This window comes from Allomuricauda sp. ARW1Y1 (assembly GCF_013407935.1).
Taxonomy (GTDB): domain Bacteria; phylum Bacteroidota; class Bacteroidia; order Flavobacteriales; family Flavobacteriaceae; genus Flagellimonas.
In genome coordinates, this window is sequence record NZ_JACBZU010000004.1 from 256,875 (window position 1) to 275,585 (window position 18,711).

At 44.5% G+C, this 18,711-nt stretch carries 18 protein-coding genes; 8 read left to right on the forward strand and 10 right to left on the reverse strand.

Going from position 1 to position 18,711, the window contains the following annotated elements; genetic code table 11:
• Position 1 precedes the first annotated feature (1 nt).
• Genes murD through GGE08_RS16230 form a run of 7 tightly spaced genes read right to left on the reverse strand, consistent with a single transcriptional unit; the run spans position 2 to position 7,746 of the window.
• On the reverse strand, positions 2-1,336 hold the full coding sequence (gene murD, locus GGE08_RS12410) for a UDP-N-acetylmuramoyl-L-alanine--D-glutamate ligase (RefSeq protein ID WP_179385206.1): 1,335 nt from the start codon (positions 1,334-1,336) through the stop codon (positions 2-4).
• A gap of 2 nt (positions 1,337-1,338) precedes the next feature.
• The gene (gene mraY / locus GGE08_RS12415) at positions 1,339-2,559 is read right to left on the reverse strand and encodes a phospho-N-acetylmuramoyl-pentapeptide-transferase (protein ID WP_179385207.1); all 1,221 of its coding nucleotides are present in this window, start codon (positions 2,557-2,559) and stop codon (positions 1,339-1,341) included.
• An 8-nt stretch (positions 2,560-2,567) separates the two neighbouring features.
• The gene (locus GGE08_RS12420) at positions 2,568-4,031 is read right to left on the reverse strand and encodes a UDP-N-acetylmuramoyl-L-alanyl-D-glutamate--2,6-diaminopimelate ligase (RefSeq protein WP_179385208.1); all 1,464 of its coding nucleotides are present in this window, start codon (positions 4,029-4,031) and stop codon (positions 2,568-2,570) included.
• Positions 4,028-6,037 carry a penicillin-binding protein gene (locus GGE08_RS12425; RefSeq protein ID WP_179385209.1) on the reverse strand — a complete coding sequence of 670 codons (2,010 nt, stop codon included), beginning with the start codon at positions 6,035-6,037 and terminating at the stop codon, positions 4,028-4,030. The genes GGE08_RS12420 and GGE08_RS12425 overlap by 4 nt, the downstream gene beginning before the upstream one ends.
• Entirely contained in the window at positions 6,037-6,354 is a 318-nt protein-coding gene (locus tag GGE08_RS12430) for an FtsL-like putative cell division protein (RefSeq protein ID WP_179385210.1), read from the reverse strand. The genes GGE08_RS12425 and GGE08_RS12430 overlap by 1 nt, the downstream gene beginning before the upstream one ends.
• 41 nt (positions 6,355-6,395) lie before the next feature.
• On the reverse strand, positions 6,396-7,298 hold the full coding sequence (gene rsmH / locus GGE08_RS12435) for a 16S rRNA (cytosine(1402)-N(4))-methyltransferase RsmH (protein ID WP_179385211.1): 903 nt from the start codon (positions 7,296-7,298) through the stop codon (positions 6,396-6,398).
• Positions 7,291-7,746, reverse strand: coding sequence for a division/cell wall cluster transcriptional repressor MraZ (locus GGE08_RS16230; RefSeq protein ID WP_179385212.1), 456 nt, complete (start codon positions 7,744-7,746; stop codon positions 7,291-7,293). Before GGE08_RS16230 ends, rsmH begins: the two co-directional genes overlap by 8 nt.
• Before the next feature lie 265 nt (positions 7,747-8,011).
• Here GGE08_RS16230 and GGE08_RS12445 point away from each other — a divergent pair, with 265 nt between their 5' ends.
• The 5 genes from GGE08_RS12445 to GGE08_RS12465 all read left to right on the forward strand — a co-directional run bounded on the left by GGE08_RS12445 (position 8,012) and on the right by GGE08_RS12465 (position 11,700).
• Entirely contained in the window at positions 8,012-8,776 is a 765-nt protein-coding gene (locus GGE08_RS12445; RefSeq protein WP_179385213.1) for an alpha/beta fold hydrolase, read from the forward strand.
• Positions 8,777-8,778: 2 nt separating this feature from the next.
• Positions 8,779-9,390: a ribosome biogenesis GTP-binding protein YihA/YsxC gene (yihA, locus tag GGE08_RS12450; protein ID WP_179385214.1), complete on the forward strand. Its 612-nt coding sequence runs from the start codon at positions 8,779-8,781 to the stop codon at positions 9,388-9,390.
• A 53-nt stretch (positions 9,391-9,443) separates the two neighbouring features.
• Positions 9,444-10,310 (forward strand): helix-turn-helix domain-containing protein, encoded by an 867-nt coding sequence (locus GGE08_RS12455; RefSeq protein WP_179385215.1) that lies wholly within the window; start codon positions 9,444-9,446, stop codon positions 10,308-10,310.
• Positions 10,311-10,401: 91 nt separating this feature from the next.
• Positions 10,402-11,130 (forward strand): pirin family protein, encoded by a 729-nt coding sequence (locus GGE08_RS12460; protein WP_179385216.1) that lies wholly within the window; start codon positions 10,402-10,404, stop codon positions 11,128-11,130.
• Between the two features lie 69 nt (positions 11,131-11,199).
• Complete coding sequence (locus GGE08_RS12465) at positions 11,200-11,700, forward strand: hypothetical protein (protein WP_179385217.1); 501 nt, start codon at positions 11,200-11,202, stop codon at positions 11,698-11,700.
• Between the two features lie 4 nt (positions 11,701-11,704).
• Here GGE08_RS12465 and gldC read toward each other — a convergent pair whose 3' ends face one another.
• Together gldC and gldB are read right to left on the reverse strand one after the other, a co-directional pair.
• Positions 11,705-12,040 (reverse strand): gliding motility protein GldC, encoded by a 336-nt coding sequence (gldC, locus tag GGE08_RS12470; protein WP_179385218.1) that lies wholly within the window; start codon positions 12,038-12,040, stop codon positions 11,705-11,707.
• Positions 12,041-13,030 carry a gliding motility lipoprotein GldB gene (gene gldB / locus GGE08_RS12475; protein WP_179385219.1) on the reverse strand — a complete coding sequence of 330 codons (990 nt, stop codon included), beginning with the start codon at positions 13,028-13,030 and terminating at the stop codon, positions 12,041-12,043. It abuts the gene before it with no gap.
• A gap of 66 nt (positions 13,031-13,096) precedes the next feature.
• Here gldB and nadE point away from each other — a divergent pair, with 66 nt between their 5' ends.
• Positions 13,097-13,885, forward strand: coding sequence for an NAD(+) synthase (gene nadE, locus GGE08_RS12480; RefSeq protein ID WP_179385220.1), 789 nt, complete (start codon positions 13,097-13,099; stop codon positions 13,883-13,885).
• Positions 13,886-14,044: 159 nt separating this feature from the next.
• Positions 14,045-14,674, forward strand: a complete 630-nt coding sequence (locus GGE08_RS12485) for a response regulator transcription factor (protein WP_179385221.1) — start codon at positions 14,045-14,047, stop codon at positions 14,672-14,674.
• Between the two features lie 65 nt (positions 14,675-14,739).
• Here the strand turns inward: GGE08_RS12485 and dnaG are convergent, their stop codons facing one another.
• Positions 14,740-16,713 (reverse strand): DNA primase, encoded by a 1,974-nt coding sequence (gene dnaG / locus GGE08_RS12490; RefSeq protein ID WP_179385222.1) that lies wholly within the window; start codon positions 16,711-16,713, stop codon positions 14,740-14,742.
• Positions 16,714-16,848: 135 nt separating this feature from the next.
• Here dnaG and GGE08_RS12495 point away from each other — a divergent pair, with 135 nt between their 5' ends.
• Positions 16,849-18,675, forward strand: coding sequence for a Xaa-Pro dipeptidyl-peptidase (locus GGE08_RS12495; RefSeq protein ID WP_257024026.1), 1,827 nt, complete (start codon positions 16,849-16,851; stop codon positions 18,673-18,675).
• Positions 18,676-18,711: the final 36 nt, after the last annotated feature.

Sequence of the window (18,711 nt, forward strand, 5' to 3'; positions counted from 1 at the left end):
TCTACAAATTTTTTACGGCGTTTTTAAATTGGTCTCCCCTATCCTCATAGTTTTTGAACAGGTCAAAACTGGCACATGCCGGCGAGAGCAATACGGCATCCCCTCGTTCCGCTATCTTATAGGCCACTTTCACGGCTTCTTGCATGGAATAGGTCTCAACCATGAGGTCTATCACATTCCCAAAAGCATCAATCAATTTGGAATTGTCGGCACCCAAGCAAACAATGGCCTTAACTTTTTCTCGCACCAAAGGCATCAATTCCGCATAGTCATTTCCTTTATCAACTCCGCCCACAATCCAAACAATGGGTTTTTTAATCCCGTCCAAAGCATAATACGTAGCGTTTACGTTAGTGGCTTTTGAATCGTTGATGTATTCCACATGATTGATCTTCAACACCTTTTCCAATCTATGGGGTACGCCCTGAAACGATTGAATACTGTCGCGAATGGCCTCTTTTCTGACCTTCACCAACATGGCAGCCATACTTGCGGCCATAGTGTTTTTTACGTTGTGCTGACCTTCCAAGGCCAAAATATCTTCACTCATTTCCAAGGTTTTATGTTCTAATTTTATTTTTATCGTTTTGTCTTCCAACCAAGCTCCCTCTTCCAATTTCCGTTTTACCGAAAAGGGCACCAATTTGGATTGAATAGGGTGCTTTTTCAATGCTTCCCGAATCACTTCATCATCTGCGTCATAAATCAAGTAATCGTTGGCATCTTGATTCATGGCTATCCTACATTTGGATGCGATATAGTTCTCAAATTTGTACTCATATCGGTCCAAATGGTCGGGCGTGATATTGGTGATCATGGCGATATGCGGTTTAAAATCTACAATACCGTCCAACTGAAAACTGCTTATCTCCAACACATAGTGGTCAAAGTCCTTTTCAGCCACCATTTTGGCGTAACTGTCACCGATGTTCCCTGCCATACCCACATTTAGCCCCCCATTTTTTAGAAGGTGATAGGTAAGCATGGTAGTGGTGGTTTTTCCGTTACTTCCTGTGATTCCAATCAAAGAGGCATCCGTATATTTCGATGCAAATTCAATTTCCGAAATCACGGGCACCCCTTTTTCGACCAGGGCTTTTACCAATGGCACCGAATCAGGAATACCTGGACTTTTCATCACCAGGTCAGCATTTAAAATTTTGGCTTCGGTATGCTCACCAGATTCCCATTCAATCTCAAAATGTTCAAGAACTTCTTTATATTTTTCTTGGATTTCGCCTTTGTCCGAAACAAAGACCTCAAATCCTTTTTGCTTTCCCAAAATGGCAGTTCCAACGCCACTTTCTCCTCCTCCGAGTATCACCAAACGACCCATGGTTATCGAATTTTAAGGGTAACGATACTGATGATGGCCAGCATGATTCCGATAATCCAAAAACGGGTCACTATTTTACTCTCGTGATAGGATTTTTTCTGATAATGATGGTGCAATGGCGCCATCAAGAATATGCGCTTACCTTCTCCGTACTTCTTCTTGGTATGTTTGAAATACCCCACCTGTAGCATTACGGATAAGGACTCAGCAAAGAAGATTCCGCATAAAATGGGAATCAATAGTTCCTTTCTAACAATAATGGCGATTACGGCAATGACGCCCCCGATGGTCAAGCTGCCCGTATCTCCCATAAATACTTGTGCGGGAAAGGTGTTGTACCATAAAAAGCCCACCAAGGCACCAGCGAAGGCGGCAATGAACACCACTAATTCCCCCACGCGAGGGATGTAGAAAATATCGAGATAGCCCGAGAACAGTATGTTTCCAGATATCCAGGCAAAAATCCCAAGGGTCAATACTATAATTGCCGATGAACCTGCTGCCAGTCCGTCGATGCCATCGGTCAAATTTGCACCGTTGGATACGGCTGTCACGATCAAAATCACAACGGGAATAAAAATGAGCCACGCATAGTCTTCCGCTCCTTCACCCATCCATGAAATGAAATCGGCATAATCGAGCTCATTGTTCTTGAAAAATGGGACATTGGTCCGGAGTGTTTTGGTCTCCTTACCAAAAACCTGCTCTACTTGAAAACTCTTGGTTATGGTGGTGGTGTCCTTCTCTTTGATGGTTACCTCTGGGTGGAAATAGAGGGTCAGCCCAACAATCAGTCCCAAACCTACTTGGCCCATCACTTTAAACCTTCCTTTCAGCCCCTGTTTGTCCTTTTTAAAGATTTTGATATAGTCGTCGATAAACCCGATGATGCCCATCCAAATGGTGGTTACGATCAAAAGGATGACATAAATATTTTTAATATCAGCAAAAAGAATTACGGGCAATAGGGTCGAGATGATGATGATCAACCCACCCATGGTAGGGGTTCCCGCTTTTTGTTGCTGCCCTTCCAAGCCAAGGTCGCGAATGCTTTCGCCTATTTGTTTTTTCTGAAGGAAAACAATGATTCGCTTTCCGTAGACCATCGCTATCAACAGGGACAACAACACGGACATGGCCGCCCTGAAGGTGAGGAACTGAAAAAGTCCCGCTCCGGGAAGCTGGTATTGTTTCTCTAGATATTCGAACAAATAGTATAGCATGGACTACATTACTTTTTTAGGCTTTCCAGCGCTTCTTTTACTTCTTTGAAATCGTCAAACTCTACACGGACGCCATTGGTCTCTTGATAGGTTTCGTGGCCTTTTCCCGCCACTAGGATAATATCGTTGGGCACCGCCAATTTGCAGGCAGTCTTTATCGCTTGTCTTCTATTTTCAATGGACAATACTTTTCGAGCGTTCTGGGCCTCCACTCCCGCCTCCATCTCTTCGATGATGGTTGTGGGCGATTCGGTCCGAGGGTTGTCCGAAGTAAATATGGCGTGATTGCTCATTTCTGATGCGATATGACCCATAACCGGACGCTTAGACTTGTCACGGTCACCACCACACCCCACTACGGTGATGACGTTTTCATTTCCAGTCCTCAATGCATTGATGGTTATCAACACATTTTTTAGTGCATCCGGCGTATGGGCATAATCAACAATAGCCGTTATTTTATCTTTTGATATGTAATATTGAAACCTGCCATCCACATTCTCCAACTCGCTCATCAATCTCAGGATCTCCATTTTTTCGAGTCCCAAAATATCCGCAGTGGCATAAATGGCCAGTAAATTGTACGCATTGAAATCCCCTATCAACTTGGTCCACAACTCATTGTCATCAACCTTTAACAACTGACCATTGAATTGCTTTTCCAAAATTTGGGCCCTGTAATCGGCAAAGGATTTTAATGCGTAGGTATATTTTTTGGCCTTGGTGTTCTGTAGCATCACCAAACCATTTTTATCATCGATATTGACCAAGGCAAATGCCTTTTTGGACAGTCCATCGAACAACTTTTTCTTGGTGTCCCTATACTCGGCAAAGGTTTTATGGTAATCCAAATGATCGTGGGACAAATTGGTAAAAATGGCCCCTTCAAAATGCAATCCTTCGGCCCTTTTTTGATGGATTCCATGAGAGCTCACTTCCATAAAACAGAACTCCACTCCAACCTCGTTCATTTTGGATAGATAGTTGTTGATGGTGAGCACATCGGGAGTGGTGTGGGTAGCCTTGTATTCCTTGTCATCCACCAACACTTTGATGGTGGAGATCAATCCCACCTTGAATCCAGCTTTCTTGAACAAATTGTACAAGAGTGTGGTCACTGTTGTCTTTCCATTGGTACCTGTTACCCCGACCAGTTTCAGGTTCTTGGATGGGTTACCGTAAAAATTGGAAGCGATTACGGCCAGGGCACTGTTGCAATTGTCTACCTGCAAATAGGTGACGCCGTTCACCATGAGCTCGGGCAGTTCCTCACAAACGATGGCCCTAGCCCCTGAGTCTACGGCTTTTTGGATAAAGTCATGACCATCGGCCACAGTACCACGTATGGCCACGAACACATCATCCATCTCCACCTTTCGGGAATCAAAATGCACATCGTTCACCATCACATTGGTATCCCCGCTCACTGCAGAGAGACTTACTCCATATAATATGTCCTTCAATAACTTCATGAAAGCTCCAATACTATTTTTTTGACCTGTTTGATGCTGGTCCCTTGATTCACTGATTGATTTTTAACCTTTCCATTACCGTGCACCTCCACTTCTATTCCCAAATTTTCCAAAAGTGAAACGGCATCCATTCCGCTCATTCCTCGAAGATTGGGGACTGTACTGTGCTTTTTCTGCACTTGGGCAAAGTATTGTTTGTAGGCTTCATCCAGCTTTTTGTCCTCTATCAGTTTGCTGTCCACCTCATCGACCATGGGGGAAATGGCATGGATCTTTTGTGCCATGGACTTGAATACGGGGCCCGATACATCGGCTCCGTAGTAGCCCTCTTCCTTATCCGGCTCATGGATTACCACGATACAGGAATACTTAGGGTTGTCTGCAGGAAAATATCCGGCAAAGGAGGAGATGTAGGCCAACTTGTCCGGGTTCTTCTCCACATAATTCTTTTGCGTAGTACCGGTTTTGCCAGCCATGGAAAAGTTTTTGGAGTATAGCTTATGGCCTGTACCATAATCCTTTTCCACTACATCCTTTAAAAGTTGTTGCGCTTTTTTTACGGTTTCCTTGGAACAGATAGAGGGATTGAGCACCTCTCGGTCAAATCGCTTGACCACCTTGTTTCCCTCCCGTACTTCCTGTATCAATCGGGGCTTTACATATGCACCATCGTTGGCAATGGCATTGTAAAAGGCCAAGGTCTGAATGGGAGTAAGGGATACCTCGTACCCATGCGACATCCATCCTAAGGAGATTCCGGACCATCCTTTATCTCCAGGATATCGAATGACGGGGTCGCCCTCGCCTATGATGGGAAGATCTAATTTTTTATGAAGGCCCATGTTCATCAAGCGGTTGACGAATTTTTCGGGCTGCTCCTTGTAATTTTCATGAATGATTTTGGCAAAAGCCGTGTTGGAAGAAACAGCAAAGGCCTCTGCTACAGAAATCTTTCCGTATCCGCCCCATTTGGAATCCTTTACTACACCATCATAAATACGGTAGCGTCCCTTTTCCGTATCAATTACGGTACTCGTATCGACCACCTTATCTTCCAAGGCGGCCACCATGGACATCAATTTAAAGGTAGAACCGGGCTCGTGGGATTCCCCGACGGCATAGTTCAATTTTTCATAATATTTTCCTTCGGAAGTACGTCCCAAGTTGGAAATCGCCTTGATTTCACCCGTCTCCGTTTCCATGACCACCACACAACCGTGGTCGGCCTTATACTTTTCTAGCTGTTTTAGCAATTCGTGGTGGGCAATATCCTGTATGTTGATGTCGATCGTAGACACCACATCGAGCCCATCCTTGGGCTCCACTATATTGTCCAGACCTACGGGCTTCCATTGTCCCTTGGCTATTTTTTGCTTCAATCGCTTCCCTTCTTTGCCCCTCAAATAGGTTTCCCCAAAGGCACCGTCCAACCCAACTCGGGTATAGTACCCATTTTCATCTACGCGCTCGTAGCCGATACTCCTGGCAGCCATTTTCCCCAACGGATATTCACGTACCACACGATGGGTCTCAATAAAACCACCCTTGTATGGACCCAAGTTGAACAAAGGAAACTGTTTGATGCGCACATAATCCAAATAGCCAATGTTTCGGGCCACTAATTTGTAGCGGTTGCCATTGGCACGTGCTTTACGGAACAACTGACGATAATAAGAGGAAGGCCTATTGAACATATTGCCCAACGAATCGGAAAGCGCCCCCACGTAGTTCTCGAAATTTTCTTGGGAGACCGTCTGGGCATCAAATCGAATCTCATATTTGGGAACCGATGCGGCCAGCAAACTACCATCTTCCGAATAAAGGTTTCCGCGATTGGGCTCAATGGTGAACATCTTTTCGGTCTTGCTCAGGGCGAGCTCCTTGTACTTTTCGCCTTGCACCATTTGAATATCCACCAACTTTACCACTACGGCAATGGCCAAAACAAGAAGTCCCCCGGCTACGAGGTACAGTCTGTTCATGATATTTTTTTCCGTAATGGCCACTATTCCGCTGATTTAACTTTGATTTTTTTGGGTGGGTTTTGTGATGGCGCCAATCCTTTTTCGGCCACCACTTCCCGCAAGGTCGATTCGAGTTTCAATTGTTGCACGCTGGAACGGGCCTCGAAAAACTCACTTTTGAGTTTTCTCACCTCTTCGTTCAACTCGGCAATCTCCAGCACTTTTTTATCGGCATTGTGACTACTGGAAATCATCAGTGCCGCCAAGAAAGAGGCAAACAATAGGAACATCCAGTTCTTGGGAGCATCCCCGCTCACCAAAAACTTTCCTTTCAGTATGTCCAGTAATCCTTTTCTCATTTCATATTCGTTTTATCGTTCCCACGTAGGCGGGAATCTAGCTATATGCGCTCCGCAATCCGAAGCTTTGCACTTCGCGCCCTATTATTTTGGGCTATTTCTTCTGCTGATGGCGTAATCAATCCTCCGACTTTTTTTAAGGGCACATCAATGTTTCCATAAAAATCCTTTTCCGGCTCACCATCGAATCTTCCTGCCCGGATGAATCGTTTGGCCAATCTATCCTCCAAAGAGTGATAGCTGATGACGCTCAATCTCCCACCTTCCTTCAACACCGCAGGCACCTGCTCAAAAAATTCCTTGAGCACCTCAATCTCTTGGTTGACCTCAATCCGAATGGCCTGATAGATCTGCGCCAAAATTTTATTCTCTTTCATTTTGGGCAAAAACTTGTTCAACACCTTTTTAAGGTCATCCGTAGTTTTGATGGGCTCTTCCGACCTAGCCTCAACTATGGTCTTGGCCATGGCGTTGGCATTTCGCAACTCGCCATATTGAAAAAGAACCGATGCTAAATCTTCTTGGGAATAGGTGTTCACCACCTGATAGGCCGATAGTTCACTGCTTTTGTCCATCCGCATATCCAAATCCGCATTAAAACGGATGGAAAAACCACGTTCGGCCTCATCGAACTGATGGGATGAAACGCCAAAATCTGCCAAGATTCCATCAACTTTCCGAATGCCATAGAACTTTAAAAACTGTTTGAGGTAGCGAAAGTTCTGATTGATCAATTGAAACCGGTCATCTTCCAATGCATTCTGCAAAGCGTCTTCATCTTGATCAAAGGCGAACAATTTTCCGCCATCGCCCAATCTTTTCAAAATTTCTTTGGAGTGCCCTCCGCCACCAAAAGTGACATCCACATACACTCCATCTTTTTTTATGTTCAATCCGTCAACCGACTCATGCAACAGCACCGGATTGTGGTATGCACTATTCATCGTCGTCAAAAATCTCCTCGGCCAGGTCGGCATAATCCTTCTCTCCTTCCGCCAAGACTTTTTCGTACATATCCTTGTTCCAAATCTCGATTTTATCAAAAACCGCATTCAGCACCACTTCCTTATCTATCGCGGCAAAATCAACGAGGTTCTTTGGAATTTGTAGTCGTCCGGAATCGCCATCTATACTGACCTCCTTCATGCCTGCCACAAAATTTCTCACAAAAGCATCGTACTTTCGGTTGATTTTGCTTTTCTTCATCACCTTCTGCATCAACACATCAAACTCGGCCTTTGGGTACAACTCCAAACACTGCTGAAATACCGACCGCTTGATCACGAACCCATCCTTGATCACGGGCAATAGCTGATTCTTCAAAGAAATGGGCAGTAACACCCTTCCTTTGAAGTCCGCTTTGCAATCATGTTGTCCGATGATATGGGTCACTAGAAATCAATTGGTTAGTTAATACAACTCAAATATATAGATTTTATTTCCACATTTCTCCACTAAACACCACTTTTGTTAATAAATTCTCCACTTTTAGACGAAAAGCACATCTTCTTACCCTCAAATGGAAGCTGAGTTTTCTTATTGATGGGAAATGTGTTTTGTCCGGAATTGAAAAACTTCTATCGGTTATGTTAAAAACCTAAAATCTTTGTGATATGAAATTCCTATATTTGCCCCTCTTAGTACCAACTGACTATAGATGGAAGAGCACTTAATTGAGGACGGGAAATACCGCTATATAGAAAAGGGAGAAGGTACTCCCATGATCATATTACACGGTTTGATGGGAGGATTGAGCAACTTCCAAGGCGTCTCTGAATATTTCCCTCAAAAGGGCTACAAGGTTCTAATCCCCGAATTACCTATTTACGACATGCCCCTTCTAAAGACCACGGTAAAGAATTTTGCCAATTTTTTGGAGGGTTTCATTGAGCACAAAGGACTAAAGGATGTTATTCTATTAGGTAACTCACTTGGTGGACACATTGGGCTTTTGCATACCAAAATGTTCCCGAAAATGGTCAAGGCGTTGGTAATTACGGGTAGTTCCGGACTCTATGAAAGTGCCATGGGCGATGGTTACCCAAAGCGCGGTGACTATGAGTTCATCAAGAAAAAGGCAGAGGATGTTTTCTACGACCCAAAAGTAGCTACCAAGGAGATTGTGGACGAAGTCTTTGCAACGGTAAACGATCGGATGAAACTGGTAAAAACGTTGGCCATTGCCAAGAGTGCAATCCGCCACAACATGGCAAAGGATTTACCACATATGCACACGCCAACCTGTATTATTTGGGGAGAGAACGATACGGTTACCCCGCCAAACGTGGCCAAGGAATTCCACGAGCTTTTACCGGACTCCGACCTATTTTGGATAGAAAAATGTGGCCACGCCCCTATGATGGAGCACCCCAATGACTTTAACCGAATTCTGGAAGCTTGGCTGAAAAAGCGTAACTTCTAGGCATGAAAATCACCTCGGCAGATTTTGTAATGAGCAACTCCAATGTTGCCAAATGCCCCAATGAACCGTTGCCCGAATATGCGTTTATAGGAAGATCCAATGTGGGAAAATCTTCCCTGATCAATATGCTGGTAGAGCGCAAGGCGTTGGCCAAAACCTCGGGCAGACCGGGCAAAACGCAGCTCATCAACCACTTTAAGATCAACAACAATTGGTTTTTGGTGGACTTGCCGGGATATGGCTATGCCCGTGTCTCCAAAAAAGACAAAAAGACCTTTCAAAAATATATCACCGAGTATTTCCAAAAGCGCAAACAACTGGTCTGCGGTTTTGTTCTGGTCGATATACGCCACGAACCACAACCGGTGGATCTGGAATTTATGGAATGGTTGGGTACCAACCAGATTCCCTTTGCCATCATTTTTACAAAAGCGGACAAGTTAAAGCCCAATGCGATTGAACGACAGGTGAATGCTTATCTGCAAAAACTGTTGGAAGGTGCTTGGGAAGAAGCTCCTCCACATTTTACCACTTCATCGAGCAACCGAATGGGAAGGGAAGAGCTTTTGGATTTTATCGATGGTATTAATCAAGACTTTTTCAGCAATACCTGATTGGATTTTCCGAGAAGCTGTCAAATCAACAGTTTTCTTGCTAGCTTTAAGGCATGGATACGGTAAAGACCTATCATCAGGTGAACAGAGCGGATGGCTCCCAAGATTTTGGAATTTCCAAAATGGAGGATATTTACAAAAAGCGTGACGGGAAACCGGATACACCTCATCGTCATGATTTCTACACCATTCTGATTGTAAAAAATGGCAAGGGTCGGCACACTATCGATTTCAAGAACTACGAACTCTCCAGCAATCAGATTTATTTTATTGGTCCAGGCCAAGTGCACCAACTCACGGAAGAGCTTCCCACCCAAGGCTATTCCATCGTGTTTTCCTCCCAGTTTTTGGCGATGAACCAAATTTTGGTCGATTTTATAGAGGATATCAATCTTTTTAATGATTTTGGCAGCACCCCTCCTTTGGAACTGAGCAAGGCAGAAATGGCAAAAATTGACCGCTACGCCATGGACATGATGGAGTTCATGGATTCTGGACATGCCTATAACTATGACGCCATCGGGGCATTGCTCAAACTCATACTAATCTCATGCCATCATCTATGTTCGCTCAACCAGTTGGACGTGCAGACCATGGAATCGGGAGGTTCCCTCGTTCGAAATTTTAAGCGATTGGTGAACCAAAACTATAAGGAATGGCACCATGCTTCGGCCTATGCCGATGCCCTGAACATTACCCCAGACCACTTGAACCGAGTGGTGAAATCGTTGACAGGTAAAACCGCAAAAGAGCACATACAAAGCCGGTTGACCACTGCGGCCAAACGTATGCTTTACTTCACAACGCTTTCCAACAAAGAAATTGCCTTTGAATTGGGGTTCTCCGAACCAGCCAACTTCAGCGCCTTCTTCAAAACCTGTACGGGCTTGGCACCCAGCAAGTTCAAACAAAGTGCCTGATATCGGATTTTCATAAGTCCTTCCCGTATTTTTATACGGTATTATCCTTTGTTTGTGAGGATCTTTGTATCAAACAAAAATCTTAAAGCATATGAAATCCGTTTTACATAAAGCAGCAACACGAGGCCATGCCGACCATGGCTGGTTGAATTCGCACCACACTTTTAGCTTTGCGGGATACCATAATCCTGAGCGTATGAACTTTGGTGTGCTGCGAGTGCTCAACGATGACCGAGTAGCTCCCGGAAAGGGCTTTGGAACCCATCCACACGACAACATGGAGATTATTTCCATTCCCTTGGAGGGTGACTTGGAACATAAAGACAGCATGGGAAACACGAAGACCATCAAACAAGGTGATGTCCAAGTAATGAGTGCTGGAACTGGAATACAGCATAGCGAGTACAACAAGAATGATGATCAAGAGGTCAAGTTCTTGCAGATATGGGTCTTTCCTAACAAACGTAATGTGGAACCACGATACGACCAGATTTCCATTCGGGATATTGAAAAGGAGAACACCTTTTACCAGGTTCTTTCCCCAAATCCAGAGGACGATGGTGTTTGGGTACACCAAGATGCTTGGTTCCATCTAGGGAAATTTGAGGCAGGTGTCACCGATTCGTATGAAATCAAAAAGGAAGGAAATGGGGTGTATGCCTTTATTCTGGAAGGAGAAGTGGAAATTAATGGCCAAAAATTGGACAAACGGGACGGTTTTGGAATTTGGGACACCGATGCATTTAACTTTACATCGATTACCGAGAGTAGGGTTTTGCTTATGGAAGTCCCGATGAGCCTAGACCAAATTGGACGTTAGGCCATCCTTTAAAAAAAGCCTCTTTTTAGGGGCTTTTTGCTTATTTTAGGGTCATAAATATCATTAACCATGACCCAAAATCCTACCAATAAATTTACGCCGGCCGGTTTTATAAAACTGATGTCCTTTTTGCACATGGGCATTGCCGTGACTCCCATTATACTTGGGGCACTTTTTTATTTCAACAACGATGATCCAAAACTTTTGGTTTCGGATTCCAATGATGTCTTTTTGGCCATAGTCCCCATAGTGGCCCTCGCCAGCATTTATGTTAGCGACCTTATTTTTAAAAAAATAGTGGCCTCCATACCCCAAAATGAAGGACTCAGGTCCAAACTGGCGAAATTCCAGACAGCTTCCATTATCAAATACGCACTATTGGAAGGAGCATCACTTTTTAGCATCGTGATTTTTGGGAACACCCAAAATCTATTGTATTTGATTATCGGTGCCTTCTTACTATTTTATCTTTTTCTGCAACGCCCCACCAAACAGAGAATTGAGGCGGCATTAAACCTTCAGGGAGCGGAAAAAGCAAAATTTAATCGCCTTGATGAACCCTTGGTCTAATACGTTATTTTTTCAATTCCAGCTTTTCCGCGAAATAATCACAGAAATCCTTCATCGTAGCCGTCATTTTTTCGTCTTGGGTCGCTTTGTAGAAGGTGTCGGCCATCGTCACCAAGGTTTGATGAAAGAACACCTTCATCTCGTCCACCGGCATATCCTTGGTCCATAAATCTATTTTGAGGGATTCTTGGTTGTTGCTGTCCCAAACGGACAATAGCATGGCTTTGGCCTCCTCTTCGTTGATGCCACCATCCTGTGCCGACCATTTCAATTCCTCGGGAACTCGGTTCTCGTCCAATCCAACTTTTAAAGTGATTTCCGAAGTATGTGTTACTGCCATTTATCGTTTTGGTTTGTAATTTGACTGTTTTAAAATTTCATCCGCGGGCATTTCCAGCAATTGTTGAAGACCCGTATCCGTTTTTTCCATAAAGGCCCGCACAATTTGCCACCCCATGTACCTTCCCAAACGTGGTGGGGATTCATTGTCCAGCTCCAGACCAAATTTAGTGAAGGGTGCTGGGTCCAGAAATTTACGGTCCAAACCTGTGTCGGTGCTGTACAACAGCTCCCGCTCCACAAAGTAGGTCCACATTTGCTCCTCATTGGCCGTAGCCCAATCCATTTGCTCTTCCGAGTAGCCGATTTTTTGGGCATCCGTAGCCGATGGAATCAATTTATCCTTCAGGTACAATTCCTTACCATAATAGACCATGCGGGAGAGAAGTGTCCGGTTTCTTGGATAGGAAATCACCTTTTTGGCAAAGGCATTGGCCACATCCGAAGCCAAAAACTTTTTATCCAAAGAAGCAGCAATGTAGCGCTGCATTCCTTCGTAAAAGTGATGATCTTCGCCCAAATAGTTATCTAGGCCGATAAGCAAAAGTGTGTCTGTCAATATAATCCGGTTCTCGTACCTCACATCTGAAGTCAAGGTTACAATATGCGGTATCTCAGTATCTGGAAAGTAATATTTGATGTGCTTGAACAGCGACTCCAAATCGGCAGCCTCCTCTTCAAAATCTCTAAAAGCCTTGTCTACTTCTTCGGAAAGCTCAATTTGAATGGTATCGGACAACTTGGCCACCCATACGCTATCGGGAAACTGTTCTGGGAACAGATAAGGATATTTTTCCATTAATTCGGGAATTTCCGTAGCAGAGGCATCGGCAAATTCTTGGTCGAACCTTGAAATACGGAGATCAACGGGAACTTTATCGATTTCAGCTTCCGTTTTATCGGTTTCCCCACAGGACCAAAGCACCAAGATAAGAGCCAAAGGCATCCCATGACCTATCCTATTCCTAAAGTATTTCAACAACCGCTTCATTTTTAAGGGTACAGGGTTTAAATTTACAGGGCACAAAGGTAAATTATTGAATCTAAATAGGAAGATATGCAAACAGAAAAGGTAATCGCACATATTGTTGATTGGTTAAGGGACTATGCCGAAAATGCCAAGTGCAAGGGTTTTGTCATTGGGGTGTCGGGAGGTATCGATTCTGCGGTCACCTCTACCTTATGTGCCAAAACTGGATTGGACCTTTTGTGTTTGGAAATGCCGATTCACCAAGGTAAAAATCAGGTAACCCGTGCGGACCGACATATTGATTGGTTGATGGAAAACTTTCCCAATGTGTCCAGACAACCCGTTGACCTTACTCCCGTCTTTGACAGTTTGGTGGGTGCTTTCCCAAAAGTGGATGATGAGGAGGAACGGATGATGTCGCTTGCCAATACCCGGGCAAGGCTCCGGATGACAACCTTATATTATTTTGCTGCCCTTAAAGGGTATTTGGTAGCGGGAACCGGGAATAAGGTTGAAGATTTTGGCGTAGGCTTCTATACTAAATATGGTGACGGCGGTGTAGATCTCTCCCCTATTGCCGACCTGGTCAAAACAGAAGTGTACGAACTAGGAAGAGTGCTGGGTGTCAACCAAGATATCATGGAGGCAGCCCCCACCGATGGACTCTGGGGAGATAGCAGAACGGACGAAGACCAAATAGGGGCATCGTACCCCGAACTGGAATGGGCGATGGACATGGACGATAAGGGTAAAACCGCAGCCGATTTTACGGGTCGGGAAAAGGAAGTTTTCACTATTTATAAAAGATACAACACCGCCAACAAACACAAGATGGTTCCGATTCCCATTTGTGAAATTCCAAGTAATTTAAAGTAGCGGTTCACCCTAAAAACCTTAGATTAAGACGAAAAAAACCATATAAAAACTATGGTTTTAAGAAAAAAATTACACTTTTACATGATTAAATTGTTATCTTGCTTGCTAATTATTGTAAGTTTTTAGCCACTAACCATTCATTAAACAAATCTTAAGAAAATGATAAAAGTATTGATAGCTGATAACCATCCGGTTGTAAGGCTTGGTATCAAAAAGGTACTTGAATCCAGCTCTGACATTGAAATCATTGCAGACGTATCAACTACCGAAGAGCTTTTTAATACATTGAAATCCATAACCCCCGATGTAGTTATTTTGGAGATGGACATTCCCGAAATCAACGGAATTGCCACCCTAAGAAAAATGAAACAGGATTTCCCTGACATTAAAACTTTAATGTACAGCGGACAGTCCGAAGATGTGTACGCCCTGAGCACCATACGAGCCGGTGCCTACGGATACCTTTCCAAAACTGCCGATTTGGAGTATATTATTTCAGCCGTAAGAAAAGTAAGCGAAGGCAATATGTTCATCACCAATGAACTGGCCCAAAGACTTGCCTTCGACGAAAGTACCCAAAAACCAAGAAGATTCTTTAGAAAACTCTCTTCCCGAGAAGTTGAAGTATTGAAACTCTTGGCCAGCGGTAAGCGAAACAAAGAAGTAGCAGAGGGATTAAATCTGAACGAAAAAACAGTAAGCACCTACAAAGCACGATTGATGAAGAAGTTGAACGTGGATAATTTGGTGGACTTGCTGCAACAGGCCAAAGCCCTGGAACTCTATTAGAAATACCCAACCAAACCAACTATTGTATTGACCCTTTTCAATTGTATTGGAAAGGGTTTTTACGTTTAGGAAAGTACGCGGTTCAATTTGGCGTTCAAGAGTTTGTTAAGTTGAAGGTAGTTCATGATTTCCTCCAAAATTTCGGTATTGTCGCCCACGTGGTCCTGTGTTTTTTCCTTCAGCTTTTCAATACGGTTTTTAATAAGGTTGCACCGAAGGGTTAGAATAGTCTCCCCCACCAATTGTGCCACTCCTATTTTTTTCTCCTTGGGATAAATGTCCCGTCTCTCCCAATCATGGAGCACATATTGTTCCTCCTCCATCAATATGGAAGACACCTCGGCAACGATTTCTTGATCAAGTTCCGATAAAAAGGTACTCACCGAAAATTCGGTATCCTCGTTAAGCCGCTCTATCAATTTGTAATAAATGGTCTTGAACTGCTCATTCGTCAGTTCAATCTCATCATCCTGTAGATCCAAATACACTTTTTCATATACTTTGGACTCTACAATTTCAGGCTCCAGCACTAATTCACCATTTTCGTTTTCTTTCAGCACTAAGTCCTCAAATTCCTGCTTTTGGTTACCATATAGTAAAAGGACCTCAATAATCTTACGTTCCAATTCGTACTGAACATCCACCTTTTCCACCACCGCATCGTTCTTGACCACTTCAAAGGCCCTCTGTTCTTGTTTGGCCTTTTTTACAGTTTCGGTTTGATGTCTTTTGTCCAGCTGCGCCAAGGTATTGTACAGGACTTCTTCAGAAATCTGCATCATCTTGGCACATTCCTGCACATAAATTTCCTGTCGGATACGATCGGGGATTTTACTGATACTGTTTACAATATCCCGCACCGTATCGGCCCTTTTGATAGGGTCGTTGGCGGCTTCCTTGGCCAGCAAGGAAGTTTTGAACTGGATAAAGTCCATGGCATTCCCCTCCAGATACGCCACCAAATCCTCGTAGGTATTGTTCTTGGAAAAACTATCGGGATCCTCGCCCTCCGGAAAAGTGCACACCTTTACGTTCATCCCCTGTTCCAAGATCAGGTCGATACCGCGAAGGGAAGCCCTAAGTCCTGCAGCATCACCATCAAAAAGAACGGTAATGTTCTTGGTCAACCTATTGATGAGCCGAATCTGTTCGGGGGTCAATGCGGTTCCACTGGAAGATACCACATTCTCAATACCGCTTTGGTACATTTGGATGACATCCGTATACCCTTCCACCAAAAAACAGTTGTCCTCTTTGGCAATGGCCTGTTTGGCAAAATAAATTCCGTAGAGCACCTTGCTTTTGTGGTAAATCTCGCTTTCGGGCGAGTTCAAGTATTTGGCGGCTTTCTTATCGTTCATCAAAATACGGCCACCAAAACCGAGCACTCGGCCACTCATGGAATGGATGGGGAACATGACCCGCCCTTTGAAACGGTCAAAGGTCCTGTTCTCGCCCCCTGCCTGTTCCTTGACAATGGTCAGCCCTGTTTTTTCCAAAAACTCCAACTGATACCCCTTATCCAAGGCGGTTTTGGTAAAGGCCTCCCACTCATCCAAACTATAGCCAAGGCCAAACTTTTTGATGGTCTCGTCCGTGAATCCACGTTCCTTGAAGTAAGACAGCCCTATGGCCTTTCCCGGTTCGCTTTCCCAAAGGGTCTGGGCAAAATACTTTTGGGCATATTCCGAGACCAGATACATGCTTTCCCGCTCGTTGGCCTGCTCCTTTTGCTCATTGGTCTGTTCGGTTTCCTCAACCTCAATATTATATTTTTTGGCCAAGTACTTTATGGCTTCGGGATAGGTAAAATGTTCGTGCTCCATCAAAAAAGCCACCACATTGCCTCCTTTCCCGCTACTGAAATCCTTCCATATCTGCTTCACAGGGGAAACCATGAAACTAGGGGTCCGTTCATCCGTAAAAGGACTCAATCCCTTAAAATTGGACCCTGATTTCTTCAATTGTACAAAATCACCGATCACCTCCTCCAAACGGGCAGTCTCGTATACTTGGTCTATGGTGGTTTTTGAAATCACGGTACTGTATGAATCTAGCGGTTAAAGGTAAATAAAAACAATGTTTTTGGTGAATGCAAGAAGGAATTCCATCTTTTACATTTTGTATCTTAGAGGCTCTTGCCGTTGAAGCAAGTAAACTAGATTACAAGAAATATGAAGATCAAAAAAATGGCAAGTACTCGTTGGGCCATCACCACCGCACTATTGACTTTTATTGTATCTGCCTACGGCCAAATGGCCAAAAAAGCGGGTCCCATTATCGAAAATGGCGAAGCACAAGTGGTCGAAGCCTTTTCCGACCCCAGCAAATGGATTCGCCACGACCTTTGGGTAGAAACGGAGTTTGATTCGGATGGTGACGGAAAACTAGACCGTATGCACGTAGATGTCACACGACCGGAACAAACCGAAACAGAAGGACTACAACTTCCCGTAATTTATGAATCCAGTCCCTATTATGCAGGTACCGCAGGAATGGATAAAGGTATTTTTTGGGACGTAAAACACGAACTGGGAGAAGCTCCAAAACCGAGAACACATCCCAACGTAACACGTGTTGGGGAACGCCCCATTATTTCAAACTCCCAAGTGATGACATGGGTGCCCAGAGGCTATATCGTTGTCCATTCCTCTTCCCCGGGCACAGGGCTATCGGAAGGTGCTCCAACTGTGGGCGGCGACAATGAATCCCTTGCCCCAAAAGCCGTTATCGATTGGCTCAACGGAAGGGCCAAAGGCTATACCGAAAGGGATGGGGACACCGAAGTGAAGGCTTATTGGTCCACTGGAAAGGTGGGCATGACCGGCACTTCGTACAACGGGACCCTACCATTGGCGGCCGCGACAACGGGAGTCGATGGACTGGAAGCCATCATCCCCATTGCCCCGAACACTTCCTATTACCACTATTACCGTTCCAATGGATTGGTTCGGTCTCCAGGAGGGTATTTGGGTGAAGATATTGATGTGCTTTATGATTTTATCCACAGCGGTGACGAATCCAAAAGAGCCCGGAACAATAAAGTAATCCGTGATACGGAAATGAAGAACGGACTCGATCGTATTACCGGTGATTACAATGACTTTTGGGCCGGAAGGGATTATCTGAACGACATGAAACCCATGAAAGCGGCCTTATTAATGTCGCACGGTTTTAACGACTGGAACGTAATGCCCGAACACAGCTATCGGATTTATAAAAAGGCCAAAGAAATGGGATTGCCTGTCCAAATTTATTATCATCAGAACGGACATGGCGGCCCACCTCCTATTTCGATGATGAACCGCTGGTTTACCCGTTACCTGTACGGGGCAGAAAACGGGGTAGAAAACGACCCCAAAGCATGGATCGTGAGGGAAAATGATGCAAAGGACAACCCAACTCCCTATGCAGACTATCCCAATCCGGATGCCAAGGACGTCACATTTCACCTAAGTCCAGGTGCCCCAGGAAAAGGTGGATTGTCTACGGATAGGCCAGATGATGCTGGAACCGAGACCTTGGTGGACAATTATTCCTTTTCAGGCTCCAGTTTGGCAAAAGCGGAGACCACCGAGCACCGATTACTATATGTCACTCCAATATTAACCGAGGATGTGCACATCTCCGGCATACCCAAAATCAAGATCAAGATGGCCAGCAGCAAACCTGCTGCCAATTTATCCGTATGGTTGGTTTCATTGCCATGGTCGGAAGCCCTGAACACCAAAATTACCGATAACATCATCACGCGTGGATGGGCCGACCCTCAAAACCATCGATCATTGACCGAGAGTGAACCTTTGGTTCCAGGGAAATTTTATGAAATGGAATTTGAGTTGATGCCCGATGACCAAATAATCCCAAAGGGGCAACAAATTGGCTTGATGATATTCTCCAGCGACAAAGAATTCACCCTCTGGCCGGAGCCCGGCACCGAATTGACCGTAGATTTGGAGGGAACTACACTCACCCTGCCCATTGTAGGTGGGAAATTATGATGGTTTTGGATGGTCAACTGACCAAAATCATGTAAC

Bases quoted from the DNA above. Each gene is read 5' to 3' on its own strand.
- GGE08_RS12465 (WP_179385217.1), top strand. From the start codon at position 11,200: ATGACCCAAAATCCTACCAATAAATTTACGCCGGCCGGTTTTATAAAA.
- GGE08_RS12420 (WP_179385208.1), bottom strand. From the start codon at position 4,031: ATGAAGTTATTGAAGGACATATTATATGGAGTAAGTCTCTCTGCAGTG.
- GGE08_RS12495 (WP_257024026.1), top strand. From the start codon at position 16,849: ATGAAGATCAAAAAAATGGCAAGTACTCGTTGGGCCATCACCACCGCA.
- nadE (WP_179385220.1), top strand. From the start codon at position 13,097: ATGCAAACAGAAAAGGTAATCGCACATATTGTTGATTGGTTAAGGGAC.
- gldC (WP_179385218.1), bottom strand. From the start codon at position 12,040: ATGGCAGTAACACATACTTCGGAAATCACTTTAAAAGTTGGATTGGAC.
- rsmH (WP_179385211.1), bottom strand. From the start codon at position 7,298: ATGAATAGTGCATACCACAATCCGGTGCTGTTGCATGAGTCGGTTGAC.
- mraY (WP_179385207.1), bottom strand. From the start codon at position 2,559: ATGCTATACTATTTGTTCGAATATCTAGAGAAACAATACCAGCTTCCC.
- GGE08_RS12460 (WP_179385216.1), top strand. From the start codon at position 10,402: ATGAAATCCGTTTTACATAAAGCAGCAACACGAGGCCATGCCGACCAT.
- GGE08_RS12455 (WP_179385215.1), top strand. From the start codon at position 9,444: ATGGATACGGTAAAGACCTATCATCAGGTGAACAGAGCGGATGGCTCC.
- GGE08_RS12445 (WP_179385213.1), top strand. From the start codon at position 8,012: ATGGAAGAGCACTTAATTGAGGACGGGAAATACCGCTATATAGAAAAG.
- gldB (WP_179385219.1), bottom strand. From the start codon at position 13,030: ATGAAGCGGTTGTTGAAATACTTTAGGAATAGGATAGGTCATGGGATG.
- GGE08_RS12430 (WP_179385210.1), bottom strand. From the start codon at position 6,354: ATGAGAAAAGGATTACTGGACATACTGAAAGGAAAGTTTTTGGTGAGC.
- yihA (WP_179385214.1), top strand. From the start codon at position 8,779: ATGAAAATCACCTCGGCAGATTTTGTAATGAGCAACTCCAATGTTGCC.
- murD (WP_179385206.1), bottom strand. From the start codon at position 1,336: ATGGGTCGTTTGGTGATACTCGGAGGAGGAGAAAGTGGCGTTGGAACT.
- GGE08_RS12485 (WP_179385221.1), top strand. From the start codon at position 14,045: ATGATAAAAGTATTGATAGCTGATAACCATCCGGTTGTAAGGCTTGGT.